Source organism: Arsenicicoccus sp. UBA6765, assembly GCF_002453335.1.
Classification (GTDB): domain Bacteria; phylum Actinomycetota; class Actinomycetes; order Actinomycetales; family Dermatophilaceae; genus Arsenicicoccus; species Arsenicicoccus bolidensis.
In genome coordinates, this window is record NZ_DKGR01000061.1 from 1 (window position 1) to 15,019 (window position 15,019).

Annotated in this window: 10 protein-coding genes; 4 read left to right on the forward strand and 6 right to left on the reverse strand. The window is 72.2% G+C overall.

The genetic code is table 11. The features are described 5' to 3' along the window. Positions 1–193 precede the first annotated feature (193 nt). The 4 genes from B4K29_RS16780 to B4K29_RS16795 all read right to left on the reverse strand — a co-directional run bounded on the left by B4K29_RS16780 (position 194) and on the right by B4K29_RS16795 (position 4,798). On the reverse strand, positions 194–1,744 hold the full coding sequence (locus tag B4K29_RS16780; RefSeq protein WP_029211752.1) for an amidohydrolase: 1,551 nt from the start codon (positions 1,742–1,744) through the stop codon (positions 194–196). Between the two features lie 185 nt (positions 1,745–1,929). After that, entirely contained in the window at positions 1,930–3,750 is a 1,821-nt protein-coding gene (gene glmS / locus B4K29_RS16785) for a glutamine--fructose-6-phosphate transaminase (isomerizing) (RefSeq protein ID WP_286968287.1), read from the reverse strand. Positions 3,751–3,764: 14 nt separating this feature from the next. Continuing rightward, positions 3,765–4,025 (reverse strand): hypothetical protein, encoded by a 261-nt coding sequence (locus B4K29_RS16790; RefSeq protein ID WP_019285175.1) that lies wholly within the window; start codon positions 4,023–4,025, stop codon positions 3,765–3,767. Between the two features lie 122 nt (positions 4,026–4,147). After that, positions 4,148–4,798: an SDR family oxidoreductase gene (locus B4K29_RS16795; RefSeq protein ID WP_019285176.1), complete on the reverse strand. Its 651-nt coding sequence runs from the start codon at positions 4,796–4,798 to the stop codon at positions 4,148–4,150. A gap of 119 nt (positions 4,799–4,917) precedes the next feature. Here B4K29_RS16795 and B4K29_RS16800 point away from each other — a divergent pair, with 119 nt between their 5' ends. Both B4K29_RS16800 and B4K29_RS16805 read left to right on the forward strand, forming a co-directional pair. Continuing rightward, entirely contained in the window at positions 4,918–8,430 is a 3,513-nt protein-coding gene (locus B4K29_RS16800) for a TM0106 family RecB-like putative nuclease (RefSeq protein ID WP_029211748.1), read from the forward strand. Positions 8,431–8,432: 2 nt separating this feature from the next. Further along, positions 8,433–8,969, forward strand: coding sequence for an AAA family ATPase (locus B4K29_RS16805; RefSeq protein ID WP_286968292.1), 537 nt, complete (start codon positions 8,433–8,435; stop codon positions 8,967–8,969). An 84-nt stretch (positions 8,970–9,053) separates the two neighbouring features. Here the strand turns inward: B4K29_RS16805 and B4K29_RS16810 are convergent, their stop codons facing one another. Continuing rightward, positions 9,054–11,045 (reverse strand): PTS mannitol transporter subunit IICBA, encoded by a 1,992-nt coding sequence (locus B4K29_RS16810; RefSeq protein WP_286968294.1) that lies wholly within the window; start codon positions 11,043–11,045, stop codon positions 9,054–9,056. Positions 11,046–11,321: 276 nt separating this feature from the next. Further along, the gene (locus B4K29_RS16815) at positions 11,322–12,530 is read right to left on the reverse strand and encodes a citrate/2-methylcitrate synthase (protein ID WP_286968290.1); all 1,209 of its coding nucleotides are present in this window, start codon (positions 12,528–12,530) and stop codon (positions 11,322–11,324) included. Positions 12,531–12,625: 95 nt separating this feature from the next. On the opposite strand from B4K29_RS16815, the gene B4K29_RS16820 reads away from it, so the two are divergent. Together B4K29_RS16820 and B4K29_RS16825 are read left to right on the forward strand one after the other, a co-directional pair. Next, entirely contained in the window at positions 12,626–13,756 is a 1,131-nt protein-coding gene (locus B4K29_RS16820; RefSeq protein WP_286960040.1) for a citrate/2-methylcitrate synthase, read from the forward strand. Positions 13,757–13,884: 128 nt separating this feature from the next. Next, on the forward strand, positions 13,885–14,865 hold the full coding sequence (locus tag B4K29_RS16825) for an LLM class flavin-dependent oxidoreductase (protein WP_019285181.1): 981 nt from the start codon (positions 13,885–13,887) through the stop codon (positions 14,863–14,865). Positions 14,866–15,019: the final 154 nt, after the last annotated feature.

The window sequence follows — 15,019 nt, forward strand, 5'->3', positions numbered from 1 at the left end:
ACCACTCAACGGGGCTCTATCCGCCTCGTGGCTACCGAGGTGCTGGGTGGCTGGTGCTGGAGCGCTACCCGCGATCAACTGCTGCACATCCGGCTGCGTCGCGGCACTCGCGCGCTGTGCCACAACGGAATTCGCGGTATGCGTGCGCGGTAGTGCAGCAGTTGTGCACGCGGCAGTGCGCGCGGCATACGGCTCAGAGGCCGTGGACCAGGCGGCCGGCGACGATCGTGGCGCCGGCGCGCATCCGCCGCAGCCCGTGCGCAACCTCGCGCGAGTCCCCCTGCAGGGCAAGGGGGTCCGTGTCGAGCAGAACGACGTCGCCGCGTGATCCGGGCACGAGCCGCTGACCGTCGACCGAGGCGGCGAGCGCCTCACGCACGGAGATGGCCTGCTCCGGGTGCCACGGCGCGCGGTCATCGCCGGAACGGTGGACCGCGGCAGCCATCGCGAGCCAGGGGTCGAGCGGGGACACGGGGGCGTCGGACCCGAGGGCCAGCCCGATGCCGGCGTCGAGCATCGACCGCAGCACGAAGCAGCGTTCGGTCCGGTCGGCCCAGCAGCCGTCGCTCACGTCGCGGTCGTCGAGCAGGTGCGCGGGCTGGACGCTGGCGCGCAGGCCCAGCGCCGCGAGCCGAGGCACGTCGGGCCACCGCACGAGCTGGGCGTGCTCGATCGAGCCGTGTGCCCGCGTCGCCGCGAAGGCGTCGAGGGCGATCTCGACCGCGGCGTCCCCGATGGCGTGCACGGCGCACTCGAGCCCCGCCCGGGCGGCCTGGCCGAGGAGCTCCACCAGCTGCTCGGCCGAGTAGTTCTGCGCGCCGCGTCCGGTCCCGTCGAGGTAGGGCGAGCAGCAGTGCGCCGTACGGGTGTTGAGCGAGCCGTCGGAGATGAGCTTGAGCTGGCCCATGGTGACCAGTCCGGTCGCGTCCAGCGAGTCCCCGGTGCGCAGACCGCGGGCGAGCACGTCGGCCAGGCCGTCCTCGTAGGTCGATGCCCGCACCCTCAGCGTGTCCAGCCCCGCGGCCACCCGGCCCGGCCACGACCCCAGCGCCCCGCCGAACTCGAAGTCCACGACACCGACGACGCCGAGCTCGGCGGCCGATCGCAGCACGGTCCGAAGTCCGTCGTCGAGGTGCGGGTCGGGCCCGAAGGTCGCCCCCAGACGCCCGTAGGCCGCGAACCAGGGCCCTTCCTCCACCACGCCCGCGCCAGCCCCGGTCGGGAAGCCCAGTCGTTGCAGCGCAACGGAGTTCATCCACCCGTGATGGGCGTCACCACTGATGAGGACGACCGGGTGCTCGCCGCTGACGTCGTCCAGCGCGGCGGCGGTGCGAGCCCCGGCCCAGGTCGACGAGCGATGTCCCCAGCCCTGGACCACGCTGGTCCGGTCGGCCGTCCCGAGCTCCGCGACCCGGCGGCGCACCAGCTCGACGACGTCGCCCGGCCCCGTGGCGAGCGTCGTGTCGAGCCGCACCTGCTGCAGCGCCCACTGGTCGAGGTGGACGTGCTGGTCCCACAGGCCCGGTATGCCGAAGCGGCCACCGGCGTCGAGCACGTCGACGCCTCGGCCCGCGCGACCCGTCAGGCGTGGGCCGACCTCGCGGATCACCCCGTCGATCACCAAGACGTCAACAGGCTCGACCGGCTCGACAGGTTCGCCTCGCGACAGCGACGCCGCCCTGCCGGCGGGCCCGTCGAGGCCGACCGGGCGCACGTCGTGGATCAGGAGGGAGGTCGAGCTCATGCGGCGACGCTACCTGGCGCGCCGGGCCGCTCGGAGGTGGGCGTCCACGACGTGGCGTCTGGCGCCCTGTCCACCGTCTTGCTCGCTGGCGCCGGTCTCGGGCTGCAGCACGAGACCGGGGCCGCAGCCGCAGACGGCGGATGGAGCTCGCGACGGGGGCAGCCGGCCAAGACGACCCCGCGCCGTCACTCGACGGTGACGGACTTGGCCAGGTTGCGCGGCTTGTCGATGTCGTGGCCGAGCGCGAGGGCCGCGTGGTAGGCGATGAGCTGCGTGGGGATGGTCAGCAGGATCGGGTCGAGCTCGGGCTCGTTGCGAGGCACGACGATCGAGCGGATCCCGAGGTGGGACAGGTCGACTCCGGGGTGGGTGATGGCGACGAGCGGGCCCTTGCGCGCCAGCACCTGCTCGGCCGCGGCCACGTTGCGGTCGGTGAGGTCGTCGTCGGGGATGATCGCGACGGTGGGCATGGACTCGTCGATCAGGGCCAGCGGGCCGTGCTTGAGCTCGGAGGTCTGGTAGGCCTCGGCGTGGATGTAGCTGACCTCCTTGAGCTTCTGCGCGCCCTCGCGCGCGACCGGGAAGCCGCGCACGCGTCCGATGTAGAACGCGCTCTGGGAGCCGGCGATCTCGCGGGCGAGCTCGGCGATCTCGCCCTCCTGGTCGAGGATCTCGCGGATCTGCGCGGGGATCGCCTTGAGTCCGTTGATGATTCGCTTGCCGTCAGCGACCGACAGGTCGTGCACGCGCCCGATGAGCAGCGCCAGCATCGCGAAGGCCATGGCCATGTTGGTGAGCGCCTTGGTCGAGGCGACCGCGATCTCGGGTCCGGCGTGCAGGTAGATGCCACCGTCGACCTCGCGGGCGATGGTCGAGCCGACGACGTTGACGAGGGCGACGACCTGGCCGCCCTTGCGCTTGACCTCCTGCACGGCAAAGGCCGTGTCGGCGGTCTCGCCGCTCTGCGACACGACGACGTAGAGCGTGTCCGGCTCGATCACGGGGTTGCGGTAGCGGAACTCGGAGGCGGCCTCGGCGTCGGCGGGGACGCGGGCGAGCTCCTCGAGCAGCTGGGCGCCGAGCTGCCCCACGTAGTAGGCGGATCCGCAGCCGAGGATCTTGACGCGCCGGAACCCGCGCAGCTCGCGCGGGGCGAGGTTGAGGCCGTCGAGCCGGGCGGTGCCGAAGCGCTCGTCGAGCCGGCCACGGATGACGGCCTCGGCGCTGTCGGGCTGCTCGAGCATCTCCTTGCGCATGTAGTGCTCGTGCCCGGCCAGCTCGAGATCCTCTGCGGCGACGGCGATCTCGACGGGCGTGCGCCCGGTGTCCTCGCCGTCGGCCGTGAACGTGCGAAAGCCCGTGGCGGTGATGGTCGCCAGCTCGCCGTCGTCGAGGTGCACCACGGAGGTCGTATGACGGACCAGGGCTGCCACGTCCGAGGCCAGGAACATCTCGCCGTCCCCCACGCCGATGATCAGCGGAGAGCCGTTGCGGGCCACCACGATCCGGTCCGGGTGACGCTCGTCGACCACGGCGAGCGCGTAGGTGCCGGTAATGCGGTCGAGGGCCTCCAGCACGGCGCCCTCGAGGGTGTCGGCGCCGGAGCAGGCGACGAGGTGGGCGACGACCTCGGTGTCGGTGTCGCTGGCGAGCTCCACCCCGGCAGAGGTGAGCTGGGCGCGCAGCGCGGTGGCGTTGTCGATGATCCCGTTGTGCACCACCGAGATCCGACCGTCCTCGCTGCGGTGCGGGTGGGCGTTGCGCTCGGCCGCGGGTCCGTGGGTCGCCCACCGGGTGTGGCCGATGCCGACCTTGCCGGCGAGCCGCTTGGGCAGCGCAGCCTCGAGCCCGCGGACGCGACCGACGGTGCGCACCACCGTGGTTCCCGTCATACCGAGCACGGCGAGGCCGGCCGAGTCGTAGCCGCGGTACTCCAGCCGCTGCAGCCCCTCGACGAGAAGGGGTGCCGCGGGCTGGGATCCGATGTATCCGACGATGCCGCACATGGGTGATCTCCTGGTCAGCCGTAGATGATGCGCCGCAGCTGTCGCTCGGACAGCTCGGGCGCCGCGACGACCCGCGATCGCAGCTCGTCCGCGATGATGGCGAACGCCTCGGCGTTGCGGGTGCCGTAGGTCTTGAGGTGGGCGTGGCGGCGGCGGACGTAGTCCTCGACGCTCTCCCGGTGCCAGGCCACGACGTCGTCGACGACGCGCTCGGCCTCGGAGCGGCTCAGGCCGGTCGAGGCGGCGACGCGATCGACGATGTCGGGGTCGTGCACAGGATGATCGTGAGGCGGAGGGATGTCATACGACAAGTTCCTGCCCGATATCGGGCAGGAACTCGGCGTTGTGCACTGTTTAGGAGGGTCTGAGCCTCGATCTCGTTCGATCTCGCTCGGTCTCAGCCGAGGTCGGCCAGCGCCTCCGCGATGGGGGTGTCGCCGTCGTTGAACTCGATCGTCTGGCCCGTGAGGCCGGACCGGTCGACCGTCGCGACGATCACCGCGGCGACGTTGGCGCGCGACACGGCCGCGTCCTTGACGCCAGGGGTGGCGATGCGACCGCTGCCCGGGTCCTGGGAGAGCCGGCTCGGCCCGAGGATCGTCCACGCGAGGTCGGTGCGCTTGAGGTAGGTGTCGGCGTCGGCCTTGGCCTGCGCGTACGCGTGGAAGGCGTCGTCGGGGTCCACCCCGTGGTCCTGGCCGGCCCCGTGGTAGCTCACCATCACGTAGCGCTGGACGCCGGCCTGGCCGGCCGCGTCCATCGAGCGGATCGCGGCGTCGCGGTCGACGGCATACGTCCGCTCGGGGTCTCCCCCGCCGGCGCCGGCGGACCAGACGACCGCGTCGTGCCCGCGGAGCACGTCGGCGATGCCGTCCGTGTCGAGCTGCTCGACGTCGGCGACGCGCGCGGTGGCACCGGTCGCCTCCACGTCGGCGGCGTGCTCGGGGTTGCGGATGATCGAGGTGACCTCGTGGCCGTCGGCGACGAGGAGAGGGGCGAGGAGCAGGGCGACCTTGCCGTGGCCACCGATGACGGCGATGCGGGACATGAGGAGTCCTTTCCGTTCGGGGTGTCTTCGTGCCAACGACGACACGTCCGGGTTCATGCCCCGAGGGGGTGTGTCGGTGGTCGTTGCTAGGTTCCTGGCAGAGGACCAAGGGGGTCGACATGCACCAGATCGGCGAACGCATCGTCATCAGCGCCACGGACCTGTCTCGCGCATCGGCGTGCGAGCTCGGGTTGCTGCGTCAGCTCGACGTGATGCTGGGGCGCCTGCCCCGCACCGAGGCCGCACCGGACGCGATGCTGGACCAGCTGGCGACCCTCGGTGACGCGCACGAGCAGGTGGAGCTCGAGCGGCTGCTCGCCGTGCACGGCGCGGAGGGCGTGCGCCGGATCGAGCACCCGCGGTCCACGCCGATCGCGCTGTGGGCGGCGCGGGAGGCGACCTTCGCCGCGATGCGCGAGGGCGTGCCCGTGGTCTACCAGGGCTGCCTCTACGACGGGGAGTTCCTCGGCTACTCGGACTTCCTCGTGCGCGCCGACTCCTGGACCCCGGAGCATCCGGCCTACGAGGTGCACGACACCAAGCTGGCGCGCCACGCCAAGGTCACCGCGCTGCTGCAGCTGGCGGCCTACGCCGACCAGCTGCGCCGTGGGGGCATCGACCCGACGGATCGGGTGACCCTCGTGCTGGGTGACCGTTCCCGGCCCACCTTTCCGGTGGCCGAGATCGAGGCGGTGTATGCCGAGCGCCGCGCCCACCTCGTCTCGCTGGTCGCCGACCGGCTGGCCGCCACCGAGCCCGTCGCCTGGGGCGCCCCCGGCATCACGGCCTGCGGGTCCTGCGACGTGTGCGCCGCCGAGGTGGCTGCCACCCGCGACGTCTGGCAGGTCGCGGGTGTCCGCGCGGTGCAGCGCAAGAAGCTGCTCGCCGCCGGGATCAGCACCATCGACCAGCTCGCCGCGTGCGAGGAGCCGGTGGAGGACCTGCCACGGACGACCTTCGACAAGCTGCGGGCGCAGGCACGGCTGCAGGTGCGGCAGTGCCCGCCCGACGGCTCGACGCGGCCCGTCGAGTTCGACGTCCACACCCCCGAGGCGATCCGGGCGATCCCGGCCCCGGACGAGGGCGACATCTTCTTCGACTTCGAGGGCGACCCGATGTGGGCCGGCGACGAGGCGGGCGACCAGGGCCTGGAGTACCTCTTCGGCGTCGTCGAGACCGACGGCACCTTCCGGCCGTTCTGGGCGCACGACCGAGGCGAAGAGCGGCAGGCGCTGATCGACTTCCTCGCCTACGTCGAGGAGCGCCGGGCCCGCCACCCGGGGCTGCACATCTACCACTACGCCGCCTACGAGCGGACGGCGCTGCTGCGCCTCGCCGGGCGTCACGGTGTCGGCGAGGAGGCCGTCGACCGTCTGCTGCGGGAGGGCGTCCTGGTCGACCTCTACACCGTGGTCAAGCGGTCCCTGCGCGTCTCGCAGCCGTCCTACTCCATCAAGAAGCTCGAGCCCCTCTACATGGGCGACGACCTGCGCGGTGGCGAGGTCACGACGGCCGGCGACTCCATCGTCGAGTACCACCGGTGGTCCGAGGCCCGGGCCCGCGGCGACGTCGAGGAGGCCGACCGGCTGCTGCAGTCCATCGCCGACTACAACGAATACGACTGCGTCTCTACCCTGCGGCTGCGCGACTGGTTGCTCGACCGGCTCGCCGAGTCGGGCGTCGCCACGGAGCGCTCGCCCAAAGGAGCGCTGGTCGACGTAGAGCCCGAGGGCGACGCCCCGGCTGCCGATCCCGGCGCCGTCGTGGTGGACCGGCTCCTCGCGCTGGCGGGCCCGGCCGACGAGCGCGACGCGGACGACCAGGCGGTCGCCATGGTGGGCGCGGCCGTCGACTACCACCGGCGCGAGGGCAAGCCCTTCTGGTGGGCGCACTTCGACCGGCTGCAGTCCTCGCTCGACGACTGGCCCGCCTCGCGGGACGCGGTCGTGCTGGACCGCGTCGAGGTCGTCGAGGACTGGGGCAAGCCGCCCGGCAAGCGCAGCGTCCGCCGGGTGCTGTCGGCGGTGGGTCGGCACGAGCCGGGCATGTCCTTCGGCAAGGGCGAGGGGGGCGGTTTCCTCGTCTACCCCTCACCCGTCCCCGTGAGCATCGAGGCGCCGAGCCCCGAAGCGATGGGAGCCACCAGCACCCTCGCGGTCACCGAGGCCGAGGTGGTCCCCGGCGGGCGGCTGCGCCTGACCATCGAGGAACGCCTCGCCAAGGGCGCTGACGAGCACGACGACCTGCCCGCGGCCCTGACCGTCGGACCAGGCCCCATGGTCAAGGCCATCCAGGACGCGCTGCTGACGCTGGCGTCACGGGTGGACGCGGCCGGTGGGGTCGCGGCGCTCCCGCCCCACCCCGGCATCGAGGTCCTGCGTCGCCGGCCGCCCCGGCTCAGCGGGCTGGACCGCCTGCCGCCCGTGGTGAACGGTGACGCGGTGGGCGCCATCACGGCCGCCGTCACGGCGCTCGACGGGTCCTACCTCGCGGTGCAGGGACCTCCAGGGACCGGCAAGACCTATGTCGCCTCGCACGTCATCGCTGCTCTGGTCCGGCTGGGCTGGCGGGTGGGCGTGGTCGCCCAGTCGCACGCGGTGGTCGAGAACGTCCTCGACAGAGTCGTCAAGGTCGGCGTCCCCGCCGATGACGTCTGCAAGCCCAAGACCAAGCACGAGGACCCCTCCTGGACGGCGCTCAAGGACGCGCGCGCCGTGCGGGGATTCCTCGACGAGCACCGGGCCGCATCCCGGGGCTGCGTGGTCGGCGGCACGATGTGGGACTTCTGCAACCTCAACGCGGTCGACGACGGCGACCTGGACGTCCTGGTCATCGACGAGGCCGGCCAGTACTCCCTGGCCAACACCCTCGCCGTGGCCCGCTGCACCTCCCGGCTCCTGCTGCTCGGCGACCCCCAGCAGCTGCCGCAGGTGTCCCAGGGCATCCACCCCGAGCCCGTCGACGAGTCCGCCCTCGGGTGGCTCTCGGCCGGGCACGACACCCTCCCCGCCGAGCTCGGGTACTTCCTCGAACGCACGTGGCGGATGCACCCGGCGGTGTGCGAGCCCATCTCGCACCTGGCCTACGCAGGGCGTCTGCGCTCCGAGGAGTCCGTCACCCTGGGCCGGTCGCTGAGCGGCGTCGAGCCCGGGCTGCGCGTCGTCACGGTCGAGCACCACGACAACTCCGTCTCCTCGCCCGAGGAGGCCGACGCGGTCGTCGAGGTCGTGCGGGGCCTGCTCGGGACTCCCTGGCGCGTTATGCCCGACGGTGACGAGCAGCCGCTCGGGCAGGACGGGTTCGTGGTGGTCGCGCCCTACAACGCACAGGTCGGCGCGCTGCGGGAGGCGCTGGACCGCGCAGGCCTCGACGAGGTGCGGGTCGGCACGGTCGACCTGTTCCAGGGCCAGGAGGCGCCCGTGGCGATCATGTCGATGACCGCGTCCGCCCTGGCCGACCTGCCCCGCGGGGCCGACTTCCTGCTGGACCGCAACCGGCTCAACGTCGCCATCTCGCGGGCCCAGTGGCTCGCCGTGGTGGTGCGCTCGAGCGTACTCACCGAGCTCACGCCGCAGACCCCCGAGCAGCTGCTGCAGCTGGGCGCGTTCATCCGGCTGTGCCGCGGCCGGTGACGATGCGGCGGGCCACCCTGTACCTGACCGTCGGGCTGCCCGGGACCGGCAAGACCACGGTGGCCCGCGCCCTCGAGGTCGAGCACCAGGCGCTCCGCCTCACCAAGGACGAGTGGGTGCACGCCCTCTACGGGCCCGACAACCCACCGGAGGCCCAGGCCGTCATCGAGGGCCGCCTCGTCGAGATCGGGCTCCGCGCCCTGGAGCTCGGGGTCGACGTCGTCATCGACTTCGGCCTGTGGAGCCGGGACGAGCGGTCCGCACTCCGGCAGGCGGCCTTCGATCGTGGGGCGACGGTGGAGCTGCGCTACGTCGAGCTCGCGCGCGAGGAGCAGCGCCGACGGCTGGACCGACGCCAGGCCGAGGAGCCACGCACCACCTGGCCGATGTCCGACGAGGAGCTGACGCAGTGGGCTGCCGCCATGGAGGTCCCCACCCCGGGTGAGCTCGACGGCAGCGAGCCGATCGATGCGCCACCCGCCGGCTTCGCGACCTGGGACGCGTGGCGCCGGCACCGCTGGCCTGCGTCGGTGGCCTGACGCAGACATACCACGAGGGGCCGCCGCGATCAGTCGCAGCGACCCCTCGTGGGGTTCTGTGGAGGTGAGTCCTCAGGGGCTGTGTCAGGCCTGCGCCTGCACGGTCGAGAGGATCTCCTGCACCTCCTCGGGCGACGTCGCCGCCTCGAGGCGAGCCACCTGCTGCTCGTCCAGGAACACCTGGGCGAGCGAGGCCAGCAGGGTGAGGTGGTCGTCCCCGGCACCGGCGATGCCGACCGCGAACCTCACCTCGCTGCCGTTCCAGTCGACCGGGTGGGCGTAGCGCACGAACGACAGGGCCGTGCGGCGGATCGACGCCTTGGCCTCGTTGGTGCCGTGCGGGATCGCCAACAGGTTGCCCATGTAGGTCGAGACGGAGCGCTCGCGCTCGTGCATCGAGGCGACGTAGGCGTCGTCGACCGCGCCCTGCGCGACCAGCAGACGCCCGGCCTCCTCGATGGCCTCGTCCCGGGTGCGGGCCCGACCCGACAGCTCGATGCCGTCACGGTCGAGGACGCCGCCCTGCGGGGCACCGGCGGTGGCGTCGTGCGTGACGCCGGACGTGGCGTCGTGCGTGACGCCGGACGTGGGGCCCGCGGCCGCCGCCGAGGGGGCAGCGACGGTCGCGGGGGTCTGGGAGCCGTTGGTGCGACCGAGGAGATCGACGATCTCGTCGTACCGCGGGCTGTTCATGAAGTTGTCCACGGAGACGTGGACGGCCGAACCGGTCCGCTGACGGGCGCGGTCGGTGAGGTCCTGGTGAGTGACCACGAGGTCCCACTCGTCGGCCAGGCTCGCGATGGACTTGTTGACGACGGTGACGTCGTCGTGGCCCGCGGCCTTGACCTTGCGGCGCAGGACCGAGGCGCCCATGGCGGACGAGCCCATGCCGGCGTCGCAGGCGAAGACGATCTTGTGGATGGGGCCGCTGTGGCCATCGGTGCCGACACCCGCACCGGCGGCTCCGCCGGTCAGGGACGAGGCGACCGAGGACTTCTTGCCCTTGTTGGCCTCCATCTGGGCGGTGGCGGCAGCGAGGTCACCCTCGTCGTCGGCCCGGTCCGTCTTGAGCAGGAAGGCGGCGACGGCGAACGTCACGGCCGCGGCGACGATGACGGACAGGATGACGCCGATGTAGCTGTCGCTGGCGGTCTGGAGCAGCACGGCGATGATCGAGCCGGGAGCGGCGGGGGCGCGCAGGCCGGAGCCGAAGAGCACGTTGGTGAACACGCCGGCCATGCCACCGAGGATCACGGCCGCGATCAGCTTCGGCTTCATGAGCACGTAGGGGAAGTAGATCTCGTGGATGCCGCCGAAGAAGTGGATGATCGCGGCGCCGGGAGCAGAGCCCTTGGCCAGCCCCTTGCCGAAGAGCGAGAACGCGAGCAGCAGGCCGAGGCCGGGGCCGGGGTTGGCCTCGAGCAGGAAGAGGACCGACTTGCCCTTCTGGACGGCCTCGTTGGTGCCGAGCGGCGTGAGGATGCCGTGGTTGATGGCGTTGTTGAGGAAGAGGATCTTGGCCGGCTCGATCAGGATCGAGGTGAGCGGCAGCAGCCCGTGGTCCACCAGGTAGCCGACGACGCTGCCGGCGGCGCTGCTGAACGCCTTGACCACCGGGCCCATGGCGAAGAACCCGAAGATGGCGAGGACCATGCCCCAGATGCCGGCCGAGAAGTTGTTGACCAGCATCTCGAAGCCGGGCTTGATCTTGCCGTCCCAGATGGCGTCGATCTTCTTCATCGTCCAGCCACCGAGGGGGCCCATGATCATGGCGCCCATGAACATCGGGATGTCGGTGCCGGCGATGACGCCCATCGTGGCGATGGCGCCGACGACGCCACCGCGGACGTCGTAGATGTTCTTGCCGCCGGTGTAGCCGATGAGCAGGGGCAGCAGGTACGTGATCATCGGACCGACGATGCCGCCGTCCTTGAAGTCACCCCAGCCACCGATCTGGGCCACCCAGCTGTTGGCGGCGAGGCCACCGGTTCCGCCGGAGTTGAGCCACCCCTTCTCGATGAAGAGGGCGGTGATGAGGCCCCACGCGATGAACGCGCCGATGTTGGGCATGACCATGTTGGACAGGAAGGTCCCGAACTTCTGGACGTGCACGCGGGCCGACACGCGCTCTGCGCCGCCCGAGGTAGCGGTGGTACTAGCCACGGCCGTTCCTTTCACAAGGTGACCCTCAACGGCGAGGATCCGTGGCACCAGTAAAGCGCGCCCGCTTCTGTCCAGTCAATAGCAAAAGTGAAGAGAACACAGAAATTCGGGCACGATCCTCGCCGCAACGGACAGATCCGCAGGTCCAACCCCCGAAACGTCCCCCCTCAAACGGGCACATCAGATGTCTCATCGCGGCCCCTGGTAGACCCCTGTCAGACGGAAGCGCAGCGGCTCCTCGGCATACTCCTCCAGCACGTGGGCCACCCACCCCACCAGGCGGGCCCCCGCAAACACCGCCTCCGGTGCGTCCACCCGCAGGTCGTGGCGGTGGGCGAGCACCGCGAGCGCCCAGTCGCTGTTGGGGAACAGGCCGTGCCGCTCCCACAGCCCCTCCTCGAGCAGCGTCGCCGGCCCCTCCAGCGCCCCCAGCCCCGCGACCCGCAGCCTGCCCAGGAGGTGCTCGGCCCGCGGGTCGCTCTCGCGATAGATCCGGTGGCCGAAACCCGCCGCCGCCGACGGGTCCGCCAGCACCCGCCCCAGCGTCCTGGGCGGGTCGGCGACCGCCGCCTCGAGGAGCAGCCGCGCCTGGACCCCGGCAGACCCGTGCAGCGGGCTGTCCATGGCGCTCAGCCCCGCCAGCGTGCACGACCCCAGGTCGGCGCGCACGCTGGCGCTCACCCGCACCGCCGTCGTCGACGCGGCCATGTCGTGGTCGGCGAGGAGCACGAGCGCCCGCCGCACGAGGTCCACGAGCGCCTCGTCGTCGGGGTCGCCGCCGACGACCGCCGTCCACCGCGTCGCCTGGTCGGAGCCCTCGTATGCCGACCCCCACGCCTCGCGGGGGAGGAGCGCGGCGGTGGCGGTGGCGATCAGGAGCCCGGCCCGCTCCCGCACGGCCGCCGGGTCGAGGTCGTGGCGTCGCGCGTCGCGCGCGGTCAGCAGCAGCACGGCCAGGCGCAGCCGCTCGACGAGGCGAGCACCCTCGGGCAGGGCCGCCAGCCCGTCGCGGACGTCGGCCAGGGCCTCCTCGTCCACGACCAGCGAGACGGGCTCGTCACCGCCCCACAGCAGGCCCGCCACCTCCTCCACCGAGGCCGCCTCCGCCAGGGTGGACGCGTCGCGCCCCCGATAGGCGAGCCGGTCGCCCTCGAGCCGCGTGATGGTCGTGCGCACCGACTCCGCGAGCCCGGTCCCCCGCCCGAGCGTGCCCGAACGCCCCTGCAGCGCCTCGACGTCCTCCGGCGCGAAGTAGCTCGCCCGCCGGCCGTCACGGTGCGTCGGCCGGAGCTGCCCCCGGCTCACGTAGGCGTAGACGGTCTGGGTCTTGACCCCCAGCAGACGAGCGACCTGGGCCGTGGTCAGCAGCTCGCGGTCCGGGGCGGGGCGGTTCGGCATACGACCTCCGAGGGGCGATCAGGCGACGTTGACAGGATCAACCATGCACGCGATCAACGTTGACAACACATTGATAGCAGGCCGACCGTATCAACATGACCGACACCCGTCAGATCGCCGTCCCACCCGGGCTCAAGGGCCTCGTCGTCGCCGACACGACCGTCGGCGACGTGCGTGGCGCCGAGGGCTTCTACCACTACCGCGAGCACTCGGCGCTGGACCTCGTCGAGCGCTGCACCCTCGAGGAGGTCTGGCACCTGCTCCTCACCGGCGACCTGCCGACACCCGACGAGGCCCGCGCCTTCGCCGAGGAGCTCGCGCCGCTGCGGGTCCTCGACGACGCGACGCTCGACCTCGTCGACCGCGAGGCCTCGACCGGCATCACGGGCGCGCCCCTCGCCCAGCTGCGCACCGTCCTCTCGCACCTCGCCACGGGCTCACCCCCCACGTATGGCGCCTCGCCCGCCGCCGTCCGGGCCGAGGCACTGCGCCTGGCCGCCGCCACCCCGACGATCCTCGCCGCGCTGCACCGACGCGGCGCCGGGCTCCCCGCCGTCGCCCCCGACCCCACGCTCTCGGCCGCGGCCGACTGGCTGTGGATGGTCACCGGCCAGCGCCCCACGCCGGAGGTGGAGCGCGCCATCAACCGCTACCTCGTCGCGACGGTCGACCACGGCTTCAACAACTCGACCTTCGCGGCCCGGGTCGTCGCGTCCTCGGGCGCCGACGTGGGGTCGGCCCTGTGCGCGGCGCTCGGGGCCTTCTCCGGACCGCTGCACGGTGGCGCACCCGACCGGGCCCTCGAGGCGCTCGACCAGATCGGCACCGTCGACCGGGCACCCGCCTGGGTGCGCGAGCGCGTCGCGGCCGGCGACCGGATCATGGGGTTCGGGCACGCCGTCTACACCACGCACGACCCCCGGGCCGAGATGCTCAAGGCCGAGGCGCAGCGCCTCGGTGGACCGCTCGTCGACCTCGCGGTCGCCGTCGAGCAGGTCGTCGAGGACACGCTCGCCGAGCTCAAGCCCGGGCGCCGGCTCTACGCCAACGTCGAGTACTACGCCGGCGTCGTCATGGAGCGCTGCGGGATCCCGCGCTCGATGTTCACGCCGACCTTCGCCGTCAGCCGGGTCGTCGGGTGGAGCGCGCACGTCCTCGAGCAGGCGACGACGACCAAGATCTACCGCCCGTCGGCGCGCTACGTGGGCCCTCCGGTCGTGCGCTGAGCCCGCGCGCGTCGCCGCCACCCCGAATCCGCCCCGTGTGGCGGCGGGCGGGTCGGCATACGGGCTGGTGGACGGGCTGGTCCACGGGCGCCGGGAATCCTCGCCGCGCCCGACCGGTTGTCCACCACATGGCCACTCCCCTGTCGATCCTTGACCTGGCGTTCGTCGCCCCCGCCCAGAGCACGCGCGACGCGCTCCTCGAGAGCGTCGCCCTGGCGCAGAAGGCCGAGGAGACGGGCCGGTTCGAGCGCATCTGGTTCGCCGAGCACCACAACATGCGGACCATCGCGTCCGCGGCGACGTCGGTGCTGATCGGTCACGTCGCGTCGGCCACCTCGACCATCCGCGTCGGCGCCGGCGGCATCATGCTCCCCAACCACTCCCCGCTGGTCATCGCCGAGCAGTTCGGCACCCTGGCCGAGCTGCACCCCGGCCGCATCGACCTGGGGCTCGGCCGCGCCCCCGGCACCGACCAGCAGACGCTGCGTGCGCTGCGCCGCGACCCCCGCGCCTCCGACCAGTTCCCGCAGGACGTCCAGGAGCTGCAGGGCTACCTGTCGCAGGACAGCCTGATCCCGGGCATCCACGCCTACCCCGGCTGGGGCACGCAGGTCCCGCTCTACATCCTCGGGTCGTCGCTGTTCGGCGCCCAGCTCGCGGCGGCGCTCGGCCTGCCCTACTCGTTCGCCAGCCACTTCGCGCCCGACGCGCTCGAGCAGGCCGTGCAGGTCTATCGCGAGCGCTTCCAGCCCTCCGAGCAGCTCGCCGAGCCCTATGTCATCGCCGCGCTCAACGTCATCGCGGCCGACGACACGGCCGCGGCCGAGGAGCAGGCCCGCCTGGTGCGCCGCCAGCGGCTGCGGACCATGGCCGGCCGCCGCGGCACCGAGCTCACCGAGGAGCAGGTGGACGAGGCGATGGGGACGGCCTTCGGGCAGCAGGTGCAGCACATGATGCGCTACACGGCGGTCGGTGACGGGGCCGAGGTGGCGCGCTACCTCGCGGAGTTCCGTGAGCACGCCCAGGCGGACGAGCTCATGGTCACCAACGCCACGCAGGGCCTCGAGGACCGCAAGCGGGCGCTGGAGATCATCGCCACCGTCCCCTGACCCACCCCTCACCCTCACCCCACAAAGACCGTGAGTGTTTCCTCCAACATCCTTGGATGTTGAGTCCGGGGACATCTGAGACTGGCATGTCTCGGATCATGTGAGACACGTGGTTCGGGGCCTGTGGGGCGTTCGTTGCGCTATCCCTTGGGGA

Bases quoted from the DNA above. Each gene is read 5' to 3' on its own strand.
- B4K29_RS16780 (WP_029211752.1), bottom strand. From the start codon at position 1,744: ATGAGCTCGACCTCCCTCCTGATCCACGACGTGCGCCCGGTCGGCCTC.
- glmS (WP_286968287.1), bottom strand. From the start codon at position 3,750: ATGTGCGGCATCGTCGGATACATCGGATCCCAGCCCGCGGCACCCCTT.
- B4K29_RS16795 (WP_019285176.1), bottom strand. From the start codon at position 4,798: ATGTCCCGCATCGCCGTCATCGGTGGCCACGGCAAGGTCGCCCTGCTC.
- B4K29_RS16800 (WP_029211748.1), top strand. From the start codon at position 4,918: ATGCACCAGATCGGCGAACGCATCGTCATCAGCGCCACGGACCTGTCT.
- B4K29_RS16805 (WP_286968292.1), top strand. From the start codon at position 8,433: ATGCGGCGGGCCACCCTGTACCTGACCGTCGGGCTGCCCGGGACCGGC.
- B4K29_RS16810 (WP_286968294.1), bottom strand. From the start codon at position 11,045: ATGGTCATGCCCAACATCGGCGCGTTCATCGCGTGGGGCCTCATCACC.
- B4K29_RS16815 (WP_286968290.1), bottom strand. From the start codon at position 12,530: ATGCCGAACCGCCCCGCCCCGGACCGCGAGCTGCTGACCACGGCCCAG.
- B4K29_RS16820 (WP_286960040.1), top strand. From the start codon at position 12,626: ATGACCGACACCCGTCAGATCGCCGTCCCACCCGGGCTCAAGGGCCTC.
- B4K29_RS16825 (WP_019285181.1), top strand. From the start codon at position 13,885: ATGGCCACTCCCCTGTCGATCCTTGACCTGGCGTTCGTCGCCCCCGCC.